Genomic DNA, 11,981 nt, shown 5'->3' on the forward strand with positions numbered 1-11,981 from the left:
GTTTTGCAACCTCTATCTCTTTGTATGGTTGTTATAATTATGTCCTTCTATTCATTTCCTCTCCGCATTATTATAACTTCACCCAATATTGGCTTCCATCGGCTGTTCTATCTAAAAAACCATACTCGATTAAATATCTTCTTAAAGTTACAAAATCCGGATATACATTTTCTAAAACTGCGTTTACTTCTTTTTCAGTATACTTTTCATTACTATCAAACTTCTTCACTAAGTGACGCAATATAATTAATTTACGCTTTTGCTTTTTCGGAAATTTAGAAAGCGGCCCATCCAATCCTTCTGTAAAATGTATTTTTAAGACTTCATCATTTTCTTCCTCCGTAATATTGTATCGATCATCCACCATCGTAGCTGTTCTATGAATTGGTACAAATTTCGTTTGCACTTTCGATTTTTCTTCTGATAATTCCATTAATGCTAAAAATACTTTCGCTTGTTTCATTTTCTCTCGCAATGTAAATCGATGATTACGAATTGTAGATGTGCTTCCGCCATCCATCTCTTTTACAATTTCCTTATCATTCAGTCCCATATAGAAAAACTGAACCATTTTCTTTTGTAAATCCGTTAAACCTGTAAATTTCTTATCCATATTTAATAAATAATCAAACATAGATGTATGCTCATTGTGAATATGCAATTGCACAAACTTCTCCGCTTCATACAAAACTTGATTATCTTGATAAATAACTCCTTTAATAAACGTTTCTCCACAGGCTAAACAAATATATTCCTCTGCTTCTTCATCAAACACATACCCTTTCTTTAATTCCTCTACTGACGCATCCCAAAACTTCTCTGAAATATCACTCATACTAAACAATCCTCCAAAAGGTTTATTAATTTCACAAACAAATTATAATATCGTTTGTTATTACTCCATCATCTTAACATAACAAAATCAAACAATTCAATATTTCGTTTGCCTATTTTACAAACTTTTATAAAAACATCTATTTATACATGATAAAAAGGGCTTATCAAAACAAACAGCGAATATGTTTTAATAAACCACTTATTATTAGGATGTGAAATATGCTGTTCAATATTTAAGTGATAAAAACCTAATTCAACATGGAACCGGCATTCACACATTCCAAAACTTCAGCATTCAATTTTAACTATAAAAAAGGTGTTTCCATATGAGAAAACACCTTTTTACCTTTTATATATTTTATAAACAATATCTACTAAAACTTTACTCGCTTGTACAAATACATGTTTTCGATTTCCATCCTCAACGGATCTATTTGAACAACCACTAATCATCATCATACAACTAATTATGACTATTACTTTAATTCTTTTTCTGCAAGTCATTTTATGCCACTCCACTGTCGAAAAACTTCATTTAAATTTATCCCATCAAAAAAGTTTACACGAATAATGAACCGTAAAAATATGCAATGTTGCATATTTTTACGGTTCATTATTATATTGTGATTTAATTATTTTAATGATTGGTATAACGAGGTGACTGACTTGAAATTTAAAGCGAAAAAAAATCCATTCCATATCATTTTCATTTCATTATTTATAGTTGTTTTTTTCATTTCTCTATTCTTTCAAAATGAAAATTCCATTTTCTTTACTCTCATGATGCTGTTAAATATCGTGAATCTTTCTTCATTCTATTTCTCTCACTACAACATAACGGAATCATCTCTTATTATAAAACACGGGTTCATACTGCGTACTGAAATTTCATTTAAAGACATCCGTCACATTAAATACTCTGGCAAAAAACTTCGTTCCAAAAAGTGGACTAGGCAACAATTAGAAATTGCCTATAATTTATTTGATTCAGTGACCACTTTCGTACCACAAGAAGAAGAAAAATTCATTTCACTCTTAAAAGAGAACTGCCCACATATAAAAGTAATGAATACGTCTGCTAATAAATAATATATTTTGGAGCTTGCATTAGTGCAAGTGGAGGAAACATAAAAAGGAATTAAAAATGAATATCAAAAAAAAGCCAAGATTCTATACTAAGAACCTTGGCTTCTTCTATTATTCTTTCGGAGCAATCATTTTTTTCGGGTCTACAATTTCATCAAACTGCTCTTCCGTTAATAATCCAGATTGCAGTGCTGCCTCTTTTAACGTTAACCCATCTTTATGAGCATGCTTCGCAATTTTCGCTGCATTTTCATATCCAATATGCGGGTTTAACGCTGTTACAAGCATTAATGAACGGTTCACATTTTCTTTAATTACTTCTTCATCCGCTTCAATACCAACTGCACAATTATCATTAAATGAAACAATTGCATCCGCTAATAAGTGAGCTGATTGTAAGAAGTTATAAGCAATAACTGGTTTAAATACGTTTAGCTCAAAATTACCTTGGCTCGCAGCAAATCCAATTGTCGCGTCATTCCCCATAACTTGTGCTACAACCATTGTTAACGCTTCACTTTGCGTTGGATTTACTTTACCTGGCATAATAGAGCTTCCTGGCTCATTTGCCGGAATAATAATTTCTCCAAGACCACTACGTGGGCCACTTGCAAGCCAGCGCACATCGTTAGCAATCTTCATTAAATCAGCAGCTAATGCCTTTAATGCACCATGAGTATATACAACTTCATCATGGCTCGTTAATGCATGAAACTTATTTGGTGCAGACACAAATTGTTTACCTGTAAATTGACTAATTTCCTCTGCTACCATCTCACCAAATTTAGGATGCGCATTAATACCTGTTCCAACCGCAGTACCACCAATTGCTAACTCTTTCATATATGTATTGCTCTCTGCAATCATACGCTCTGTTTTTTCAAGCATACGGTGCCATCCACTAATTTCTTGCCCTAACGTTAAAGGTGTTGCATCTTGTAAATGTGTACGACCGATTTTTATAATATGTTCAAATGCAGTTACTTTTTCTGCTAATGTTTCTTTTAACTTTGTAATAGCTGGTAATACGTGATTTTCTACAGCAATTACACATGCTACATGAAGCGCTGTTGGAAATGTATCATTTGAACTTTGAGACATGTTCACATCATCATTCGGATGAATATGTACGTCAGATCCCTTCTCTTTCAAAATTTGATTACCACGGTTTGCGATTACTTCATTCACATTCATGTTCGATTGTGTACCACTACCCGTTTGCCATACGACAAGTGGAAAATGCTCATTCCAATTCCCTGCAATCACTTCATCAGCAGCTTCCGCAATTGCTTCTGCTTTTTCTTCTGATAACTTTCCTAATTTTTGATTGCTAAGCGCTGCACTCTTCTTTAAAATCGCAAATGCTTTTACAATTTCAAGCGGCATTTGCTCTGTTCCAATTGGGAAGTTTTCTTTACTACGCTGCGTCTGAGCTGCCCATAATTTATCAGCTGGAACTTTTATTTCTCCTAATGTATCTCTTTCAATTCTATACTCCATTTTTTCATCCCCTTGAAAATATAATACCTACATTTCTCATTTTAACAGACTTCTATCCAAATGATAAGAATTCTCACTCGTATATATAAAAAAAATACCTTCCGCCATCGCAGAAGGTATTTTTTTATGATGCTTGCTTTCCTTTTTCAGCGTCATCTACATACCAAATGAATTTGCCTGTATATCCGTAAATAACTGCCAAAATTAATGAAACGAAGCTTAACCACATAAACGGAACATATGAGAACGTTGCCACACCTAAAATACCAGCCATAAAAATACCATTATCCGACCACGGAACCATACCAGAAGTTAACGTTCCACCTACTTCTGAATTACGCGCTAATACACGGCGGTCTATTTTTAATTTATCATAGCTATCTTCCATAATCTTCGGTGTTAAAATAAGTGATACGTACATCGCACAACCGAATACATTAGCTAAAAATGCCACGATTAATGTAGACAATGTTACATTACCTGCAGAATTTAATTTCTTCTCAAATTTTGATACGATTACTTTTAGAACACCTAGCTTTTCAAGTAGTCCACCAAAACCTAAGCCGAAAATAATAACGGCCACTGAACCAAGCATACCGTTAATTCCACCACGATTTAATAACTTATCGACAAACTCAACGCCAGATTGAATTGAGAATCCGTTATATGCTGTTCCAATTGCCTCTCCAAAGTGCATTCCTTGGAACAGAGTTGCCCAAATTGCACCAATTAAAGCTCCCATAGCAATTGTTGGCATAGATGGTTTCTTCATCGCCAATAGCACAATAACGATTACAGCAGGAACAAGCATCCATATTTTAATATCAAAGTGTTTTAATAAAGATTCTTTTAAAAACTCTACTCTATTTAAATCTACATTATCCCCGCCATACATCCATCCAGCAACAGTAAACATAATGCCGGTAATAATATAAGCCGGAACGTCTAATACGAGCATAGCTCGAACGTGAGCAATAACATCTACTTTCGCCATAGAAGCTGCAAGAACTGTGCTATCAGAAAGTGGTGATAATTTGTCTCCAAAATAAGCTCCTGAAAGAACTGCACCCGCAACAAGCGGCAGTGGTAATCCAAGCCCTTCACCAATCGCCATCATAGCAATACCTGCTGTTCCTACTGTTCCCCAAGATGTTCCTGTCGCGATAGAAGTTATCGAACAAATAATTAACGTTGCCAATAAGAATATGCTAGGGTGAATGAATTCTAATCCGTAATAGATTAATGTTGGTACTACCCCACCAGCAATCCATGTTCCAATTAAAGCACCTACTGCAACTAAAATAAGTATTGCTTCTAATCCGTTAGAAATCCCTTTCGTAATTGCATCTTGCAATTCTTGATAACGAAATCCTAATCTTAATCCAAGCGCAATTACTAAAAACCATGAAATAAATAGCGCCAATTGAATTGGGAGATCAAAAATCGTTTGGAAGGAAAAAACAACAGCAAGAAATAGTAATAAAAGAATTATGATTTCTGGCATCGATGGTAATCTTACACTTTTCATTTCTTTCTCTCCTTACAAGTCGATAACATGACGTATGTCGTCTTACGTGTATGTAGTGTACAATTAGCGAAGACAAAACAAAATTTTCATATTATTTCGATTTATTTTTTCAGTATAATATATTCACAACCCTTTCTATTGTAAAAGTAGATGCTACTTTTCGCAATGGAAAATATAAAAAAATGTTGTATTTTTATTCTTTAAAAAGAACGATCAAATAATAATAACCTTTTTAATATTTTCCATAACAAAACCTCTTAGCATTATTCTCGCCTTATAAGTGACCCTTAATCTTTCCATATAAAAAAGCATACATCATTAAAATGATGCATGCTCCACTTTTATTTATACATATTTTGTATTTCTTCTTTATTTTTAAGTATCTCCGAAAACTTATCACTACTACCTTTTGGAAATAATACTCCGAGTCCATATGAATGCCCAAACTGAAAATGAGGGTGCTTTGCCTTAATCTCATCCCAAAACTTATACACACCGAAATCTCCACTTCTAACTTCAATATCATGGAACAGCACAATACCATCTTTCGCAACTTTTGGCAGCCACGTTTTATAATCATGAGATACCGCTTCATACGTATGATAACCATCAATATGCAAAAGATTTATCGTTTCATCTTGAAACTGATCTACAGCCTCATCAAAAGTTGATCGAATTAAATTACCTATATTAGGATAGCTGCTTTTTACCACTTTTTCTACAACCTGAAAAACACCTTCTCCATATGGACCTGTATGCCCATCTCCTGTCCAAGTATCTACAGCAAAACATTTTGTAGCTAGAGCACCATCTTTTACCCCCTGACAAAAGCTAAAAAAGGAAGCACCAAAATGTGTGCCTAACTCGACTAAAGTTTCTGGCTTTTCAAATCGTACTAAATCATATGCGAAATCTAAATGTCCACTCCACGCAGATTGCGCCCGAATAATATGACTATAGTTATCAAATTCAAATGATGGTTTATGAGTAACCCAGTTCATCACATATCTCCTTATACACATATTTTTAACAAACCAAATTACTCTTATCTTTATTTTTTTATCATTGTAATTATGATTCTATTTCATAAAAAGATGAAGGATTAATTCTTTTGAAACTCTATTAAAGACCAAGACTATCCCCTCGCTTTATTCATATTAAATCGTATGCCTGTCCAAATATTCCATACAACTACAACACAAATTTTATAGTCTATTTCTACTCTTAAATCGGAATTATTATGATTTACTATTGATTTTTTCTTTTCTATCAATTATTACAAAACGTAATCATTACGATTTAAAGGAGAGGAATTATTCTATGAAAAAAGTACCTATTACTGTATTAAGTGGATTTTTAGGCGCCGGTAAAACTACTTTACTACATCATATTTTGACGAATAATAACAACTTAAAAGTAGCTGTTATCGTTAATGATATGAGCGAAGTAAACATCGATGCGTCTCTTATAAAAAAAGGGGGGTTTTCACGTATAGAAGAGAAATTAGTAGAAATTCAAAATGGCTGTATTTGCTGTACACTACGAGAGGATTTAATAATAGAGGTAAATCGTCTTGTAGAAAATGGTGATATTGACTATATTGTAATTGAGTCTTCAGGTATAAGTGAGCCTATTCCAGCTTTTACTTACACTTCATAATCAACAACAAAAAGGCTTCCGTAGAATGAAGCCTTTTTCACTTTGTAGTACTCTTATTTAACAGATTCGCTTTAATAATAAACACAATTGTACCTAAAACAACTAATATAGCATATACGATACCAACTACATCACCTATTTTTTCTAAGCCAAACGGTAATATTATTGTGGTAACTCCGACTATATAGGAAAACATCCCGGAAAGCTTCGCCAATTTATTTTTATCTCCAACAAACGTTTCTTCTTGATAACCTGCCAACAAAAACAATCGCTTTTTCACATGTATTTGATACCCTAAAAAAATGATAAGTAATCCAACAAATAAACAAACCAAAAATCCTTCTAGCATACTACCACCAACCCTTCTACAATATTTTACCATACATAAAATGATTCCTATGAAATAATAAAGCTGGTTACACAAATAATGTAACCAGCGCCTTCTTTAATAATCTATATGTTATGCCTGAACATCTGCATAATCTTCCATGTCTTCGTACTCTCTTTCCAATTCCTCTAAGGACAGCTCGTATAATTGTCGGTCGCGAATCTTAAATACCCCTGCTCCAATTAACTCATCAATTAAATGCCTCTTACGATTTTCAACAGCAAAACGGAGTTGACTACTCATCTTTTAAAAAACTCCTTTCTACGATCATTGAAAATGATAATCTTTATCAATTACCACTTTTGATTATAAAAGATGACTCTTTATAAGTAAAGTAATTTCATGAAATATTTACCTTACAAAGTATTTGTGGCCACATTATATATATGTATGCTGCGCGAAAAATGTTATGACACCTTTTCTTATCCTTTTTCTTTCATACTTTGCAAGTTGTCTCAATATGCTTAAATTCACCGTCAATTTCTACTTGAATGGTGACATGTTCTACATGAAACTCCCTCTTTAATACATCGGTAGTTTCTCTTAATACACTTTGTGTTTCATTTCCTTTAATAATAAGGTGACAAGTTAATACTTGAAAATCCGATGTGACAGACCATACGTGCAAATCATGAACTTCTTTTACAATCGGAATATTTAATAATGTATTTTTTACTTCTTCAACATTTATATGCTGCGGTGCACCTTCCATTAATATATGAACCGTATCACGTGTTACACGCCACCCACTTATAATGACTAAAATAGACACAAGAATACTAGCAATCGCATCTGCAACAGTCCATCCGAAAAATTTAATAAGTAACGCAGCAATAATCGCTCCGACTGAACCTAATAGATCGCCTAGTACATGTAAGAAAGCACTTCTTAAATTTAAATTCCCTTTCACATCTCCGCCCCTCATTAATATCCAAGCTGATGTAATATTAATGAGCAAACCAAGTACAGCAATAATGAGCATCCCATTACTAGCAATCTCAACTGGTTCTTTAAAACGACGAATTGCTTCAATAAAAATGTATATAGAAATGACAATAAGAACGACACCGTTACATAATGCCGCTAACATTTCGACTCGTTTATACCCGTATGTTTTGGCAGCCGTTGCTGTTTTCTCTCCAAGCTTGAACGCAAGTAAACTTAAAGCTAAGGATACTGCATCACTTAACATATGCCCCGCGTCAGATAATAGTGCTAGGCTATTTGTTACAAATCCGCCAATAACTTCAGCAATCATAAAGCTGGTCGTTAATAGGAAGGCAATTAGTAACGCCTTTTTATTTTTTGAATGACCGTGATCATGCGAATGTCCCATACTAATGCTCCTTTAAGTGCAATATCTGTATGTTAGTATGAAACAAGCTCCCCATCTTTATCCCGCATTAACGCCCGATTGGTAAAGGCTATTAATCAGTGGGGATGAACAAAACTCCCACTGATTAAAGTTTCAATTTATCCCACTTCTTCTGTATACACACTTCGCTACTTTTCAAACAAGTCCTTTTTCTCAACAAAAAATAAGACTACTTCTTTTTCAGCTTCATATTGTTTACTAATGAAAGAAATTTTAAGGAGGTTACTAAAATGAAACGTTTATTTCTCTGTATGGAGCGTGAACTTGTTGTAGTCAAAGAACAATACGGTCACTATGAAACAGCATATCACTTACAAAATATGCAACCTACTTGTATTGCAGTTGATCCATTTCAAAAGAATCGTGTATATTGTGGAACATTTGGACGTGGTTTATGGCTAAGCGACGACGGCGGGGATTCATGGAGACCAATTGGGGATTCTTATCGTTACTTTGATTTCCCTAAAGAAGATGGTATTTTACATTCTTCGATCACTTCCATAACAGTAAGCTCTAATGAACAAGTTAATGGATATGGCATCGTCTATGTAGGCACAGAACCAAGTGCTTTATTCCGTTCAGAAAATGGTGGTGAAACGTGGACTGAACTTAAAAATATGAAATCATTGTTATCTTCCTATACATGGGCTTTTCCTCCTAGACCTTTTACTCATCACGTACGCTGGATTACAGTTGATCCAAACAATTCAAGTACAATCCACGTTTCAATCGAAGCTGGTGCTGTTATTCAAAGTAATGATAGTGGACACACCTGGACTGATAAAAAATTCGGTGCCCCTATCGATGCCCATCAATTACTTATGCACCCTGATGCCCCAAATCGCCTTTATGCATCATGTGGTGACGGATTTATGGGCGGACCTGATCGTGCATATCTTGAAAGTTATAATAGTGGAAACAGCTGGACCTCATGTAGTGAAGGACTTGAACATCATTATTTATACAGCATGGCTATCGATCCAACTGATTGTAATACAATTCTCGTTTCTGCCGCACCGAGTGCTGATCTTGCTCATCACCGTATTCCTTATGAATCTTATATATATCGAAAAACGAAAGATACTCCTTTCGAGCAAGTACAGCAAGGATTACCTTCTGCAATTGGTACGGTCATTTCGATGTTTGCGACAAATCCACTTGAACCTAATACTTTCTACACTTTAAATAACAATGGTTTGTTTCAATCCAATGATAGCGGCGAATCGTGGGAGCAACTAAACATTCCTTGGAAAGATGAGTATAAAACACAGCATCCACATGCTTTACTTGTAACTAGTTCTTAACAAAAAGCGACTGCCTAATTATTTATTTTAGGCAGTCGCTTGTCTTTATTTCTTTAAATCAATGACAATATCATCTAGAACAATATCTTTACTCTTAGCTTCTTTTTTCGGCACTTCTATTTTCTTCTCTTTCCCATTCACATACTCTACTCCACCATGATTTTCAGGTGTATGAACTCGCAAGTGCACGTGAGGTGTGACAATAAGCTTTGTTGCATTTTCGTTCAACTTTTGGAAGGTAGCACTCCAACTACTTTTATGTGGCTCTGCTACTGTACTACTTCCGCCATTTCCTTCACCAGCATAATGATTTCCTAAATCATCTTTTATTTCTAATTCCACATCCGCACTATCCCATATACTTCTTAATGCCTTAGATTCTTCCTGATTGAAAAAAACGATAAATGACATCGGGGTTACTTCCATTTTGTCTATATTTACTTTTATGCCTTCTTTTTCGGAAGTCTCATTAACCTTTACTTCCTTACTATCCATTGCTTTTAAACTAAGTGCGAAGTTCCAGTTCCCCTTTACTGTATTACCTTCATAATCCAGCTCAATTGCTTCTATATCCCACCAAACATTTGCAACGTCTAACCTTTCACTACTATGACCACTCATTGTAGTCATACCTACGTACTTTTTCTCTCCAACTTTTGTTACTTGAGAACTACCTCCCCCACCATTAAAGCCCCTAACCTGCGGGCTTCCAAATAAGTACGGTTTCTCTCCTAAATCTTTATCACTCTCAATAGAATATGTGATTGTGACGGTTCTACCATCGAACACAGCATCATTAATTGTAACCTTAACCCCATTACTCTCCCTCGTCATATTCAACTCAGTCGAAAACTCTTTATAATTTTCATATAGCCCTGTTCTACCATTATCTAAAAATCGGAATATATCCCCTACTATTGGTAGTCCTCCAGCGTATGTAGGAAATCCGATACCAAGCATGGCAACTGATACTCCTACTAAAATAGATGCAGCAGCGACACCTTTTTTCCAAGTTTTCATCTTTTTCTTCGTACGTATCGATTGTTTTAAATTACGTTTCACTTTTTCTTTTTCAATTTCAGAAGCCTCAATTTCCTCAAGTTCTTTTTCATCTATATCAATATCATTTAATAGCTCATAAATGTCTTTCATATTGCACTACCTCCAAAACTAATATTCGTAGCATTTTGTTGTAGTTTCTTTTTTCCCCGGTACACACGATTATCTATTGCCGCCCTGGTTAATCCTAATTTCTCTCCTATTTCCTCTGTCTTCATGCCGAGGAGATATTTCATAATGAATACTTTTTGATCTAACGGTTCTAATTGATTAATAAGTTTCAATAATTCTTCCCTATCTTCCATAACGATTAATTCATCTTCTGCCGATTTTTCCGTACTTATATGAAATTCATCTGAAATGATTTCTACGTTTTTATTCGCTTTTCGGTAATAATCAATTGCCTTAAATTTTGCAATCGCTGCAATCCATTTTTTAAAGTCACTCGGCTCTCCATGAAACTTATTTGCGTTATTCCAAATGGAAAGAAAAATATCATTTATGCATTCCTCTATGAGTCCATCATTTTGAACTGGAAGAAGAACTTTATGCGTTATCCCCTTTATGAGCGGTAAGTATGTATCAACAACAAATTCTAGCGCATCTTCTTTTTGCCGCTGCAATCTTTTTATAAAATTTTTCTCATTTGATTTCATGTAGCGATTCCCCTTATTTTTTTGTAAAAGCTTTTACACCCTATATAACGTCCAGAAAAAAGTTTTCTCTCATCTTTTTTATTATTTTTTGTATGTAATGGAATACTTTTCCTCAGCTATTGTCTCATATAACTTTGCATTTGAAGAATATTTTCTCAAGTTTACATTTTAATTAATGTAGTACATTATTTATGCGATCATTCTTTAACTTAGTGTAAATTTTATTTCATTAATATATTTTTAATCATTTTAAATTAGGAGATGAAATGTGTATGTGTGGAATTACAGGTTGGTGATTATACCTATGCTCTTACTTATAATGGAGAAATTTATAATTTTCGCGAGCTTAGAGAGCAACTTCAAAAATGTGGTCATGCATTTGAAACGCATTCAGATACAGAAGTATTACTACATGCTTATTTAGAATGACAAGAAGGCTTTCCAGATAGCATGGCATATGAAGCATAATTAAACGAGCATAAAAAAGCCGTCTCCACATTGAAGTGAACCCGAATAGTGGTACATGAAAAAAACACCTCCTGAATTCGCATACTAAGTATGCAAATTCAATGGAGGTGTTTTTGGTTTG

12 protein-coding genes and 2 pseudogenes are annotated in these 11,981 nt (G+C 34.3%); 4 read left to right on the forward strand and 10 right to left on the reverse strand.

The genetic code is table 11. The features are described 5' to 3' along the window. Window positions 1-70: 70 nt before the first annotated feature. Both MR065_RS13300 and MR065_RS13305 read right to left on the reverse strand, forming a co-directional pair. Complete coding sequence (locus MR065_RS13300; protein WP_097902197.1) at window positions 71-835, reverse strand: DUF2087 domain-containing protein; 765 nt, start codon at window positions 833-835, stop codon at window positions 71-73. A gap of 344 nt (window positions 836-1,179) precedes the next feature. After that, window positions 1,180-1,341 (reverse strand): hypothetical protein, encoded by a 162-nt coding sequence (locus tag MR065_RS13305; protein ID WP_176552189.1) that lies wholly within the window; start codon window positions 1,339-1,341, stop codon window positions 1,180-1,182. Between the two features lie 162 nt (window positions 1,342-1,503). On the opposite strand from MR065_RS13305, the gene MR065_RS13310 reads away from it, so the two are divergent. Beyond that, window positions 1,504-1,926, forward strand: a complete 423-nt coding sequence (locus MR065_RS13310) for a PH domain-containing protein (RefSeq protein ID WP_242213984.1) — start codon at window positions 1,504-1,506, stop codon at window positions 1,924-1,926. A gap of 108 nt (window positions 1,927-2,034) precedes the next feature. On the opposite strand, the gene fumC is transcribed toward MR065_RS13310, so the two are convergent. The 3 genes from fumC to MR065_RS13325 all read right to left on the reverse strand — a co-directional run bounded on the left by fumC (window position 2,035) and on the right by MR065_RS13325 (window position 5,952). After that, on the reverse strand, window positions 2,035-3,423 hold the full coding sequence (fumC, locus tag MR065_RS13315) for a class II fumarate hydratase (protein WP_242213985.1): 1,389 nt from the start codon (window positions 3,421-3,423) through the stop codon (window positions 2,035-2,037). Window positions 3,424-3,547: 124 nt separating this feature from the next. Then, entirely contained in the window at window positions 3,548-4,951 is a 1,404-nt protein-coding gene (nhaC, locus tag MR065_RS13320) for a Na+/H+ antiporter NhaC (RefSeq protein ID WP_098991782.1), read from the reverse strand. Window positions 4,952-5,292: 341 nt separating this feature from the next. Beyond that, entirely contained in the window at window positions 5,293-5,952 is a 660-nt protein-coding gene (locus MR065_RS13325) for a class I SAM-dependent methyltransferase (protein WP_242213986.1), read from the reverse strand. Between the two features lie 319 nt (window positions 5,953-6,271). Between MR065_RS13325 and MR065_RS13330 the strand changes: the two are divergent. Continuing rightward, window positions 6,272-6,604, forward strand: a pseudogene (locus MR065_RS13330) (GTP-binding protein); the annotation flags it as partial. A gap of 43 nt (window positions 6,605-6,647) precedes the next feature. Here the strand turns inward: MR065_RS13330 and MR065_RS13335 are convergent. From MR065_RS13335 to MR065_RS13345, 3 genes are all read right to left on the reverse strand, one after another. Further along, on the reverse strand, window positions 6,648-6,959 hold the full coding sequence (locus tag MR065_RS13335; RefSeq protein ID WP_242213995.1) for a DUF3784 domain-containing protein: 312 nt from the start codon (window positions 6,957-6,959) through the stop codon (window positions 6,648-6,650). A 111-nt stretch (window positions 6,960-7,070) separates the two neighbouring features. Beyond that, window positions 7,071-7,241, reverse strand: coding sequence for a Fur-regulated basic protein FbpA (gene fbpA / locus MR065_RS13340; RefSeq protein WP_097902204.1), 171 nt, complete (start codon window positions 7,239-7,241; stop codon window positions 7,071-7,073). Window positions 7,242-7,434: 193 nt separating this feature from the next. Next, window positions 7,435-8,334 carry a cation diffusion facilitator family transporter gene (locus MR065_RS13345; protein ID WP_242213987.1) on the reverse strand — a complete coding sequence of 300 codons (900 nt, stop codon included), beginning with the start codon at window positions 8,332-8,334 and terminating at the stop codon, window positions 7,435-7,437. Window positions 8,335-8,603: 269 nt separating this feature from the next. On the opposite strand from MR065_RS13345, the gene MR065_RS13350 reads away from it, so the two are divergent. Next, window positions 8,604-9,677 carry a WD40/YVTN/BNR-like repeat-containing protein gene (locus tag MR065_RS13350; protein ID WP_242213988.1) on the forward strand — a complete coding sequence of 358 codons (1,074 nt, stop codon included), beginning with the start codon at window positions 8,604-8,606 and terminating at the stop codon, window positions 9,675-9,677. A gap of 45 nt (window positions 9,678-9,722) precedes the next feature. Here MR065_RS13350 and MR065_RS13355 read toward each other — a convergent pair whose 3' ends face one another. After that, complete coding sequence (locus tag MR065_RS13355) at window positions 9,723-10,829, reverse strand: DUF4179 domain-containing protein (protein WP_242213989.1); 1,107 nt, start codon at window positions 10,827-10,829, stop codon at window positions 9,723-9,725. Then, entirely contained in the window at window positions 10,826-11,392 is a 567-nt protein-coding gene (locus MR065_RS13360; protein WP_242213990.1) for a sigma-70 family RNA polymerase sigma factor, read from the reverse strand. Before MR065_RS13360 ends, MR065_RS13355 begins: the two co-directional genes overlap by 4 nt. 261 nt (window positions 11,393-11,653) lie before the next feature. Here MR065_RS13360 and MR065_RS13365 point away from each other — a divergent pair. Then, window positions 11,654-11,818: pseudogene (locus MR065_RS13365) on the forward strand (hypothetical protein); the annotation flags it as partial. Window positions 11,819-11,981 lie beyond the last annotated feature (163 nt).

It is taken from the genome of Bacillus cereus group sp. BfR-BA-01383 (genome assembly GCF_022663495.1).
In the GTDB taxonomy this organism is placed as follows: domain Bacteria; phylum Bacillota; class Bacilli; order Bacillales; family Bacillaceae_G; genus Bacillus_A; species Bacillus_A cereus_AU.

Excerpts from the sequence above, each read along its gene's own strand:
- MR065_RS13305 (WP_176552189.1), bottom strand. The coding sequence starts at position 1,341 with ATGACTTGCAGAAAAAGAATTAAAGTAATAGTCATAATTAGTTGTATG.
- nhaC (WP_098991782.1), bottom strand. The coding sequence starts at position 4,951 with ATGAAAAGTGTAAGATTACCATCGATGCCAGAAATCATAATTCTTTTA.
- MR065_RS13300 (WP_097902197.1), bottom strand. The coding sequence starts at position 835 with ATGAGTGATATTTCAGAGAAGTTTTGGGATGCGTCAGTAGAGGAATTA.
- MR065_RS13355 (WP_242213989.1), bottom strand. The coding sequence starts at position 10,829 with ATGAAAGACATTTATGAGCTATTAAATGATATTGATATAGATGAAAAA.
- MR065_RS13350 (WP_242213988.1), top strand. The coding sequence starts at position 8,604 with ATGAAACGTTTATTTCTCTGTATGGAGCGTGAACTTGTTGTAGTCAAA.
- MR065_RS13345 (WP_242213987.1), bottom strand. The coding sequence starts at position 8,334 with ATGGGACATTCGCATGATCACGGTCATTCAAAAAATAAAAAGGCGTTA.
- MR065_RS13360 (WP_242213990.1), bottom strand. The coding sequence starts at position 11,392 with ATGAAATCAAATGAGAAAAATTTTATAAAAAGATTGCAGCGGCAAAAA.
- fbpA (WP_097902204.1), bottom strand. The coding sequence starts at position 7,241 with ATGAGTAGTCAACTCCGTTTTGCTGTTGAAAATCGTAAGAGGCATTTA.
- MR065_RS13325 (WP_242213986.1), bottom strand. The coding sequence starts at position 5,952 with ATGAACTGGGTTACTCATAAACCATCATTTGAATTTGATAACTATAGT.
- MR065_RS13335 (WP_242213995.1), bottom strand. The coding sequence starts at position 6,959 with ATGCTAGAAGGATTTTTGGTTTGTTTATTTGTTGGATTACTTATCATT.
- fumC (WP_242213985.1), bottom strand. The coding sequence starts at position 3,423 with ATGGAGTATAGAATTGAAAGAGATACATTAGGAGAAATAAAAGTTCCA.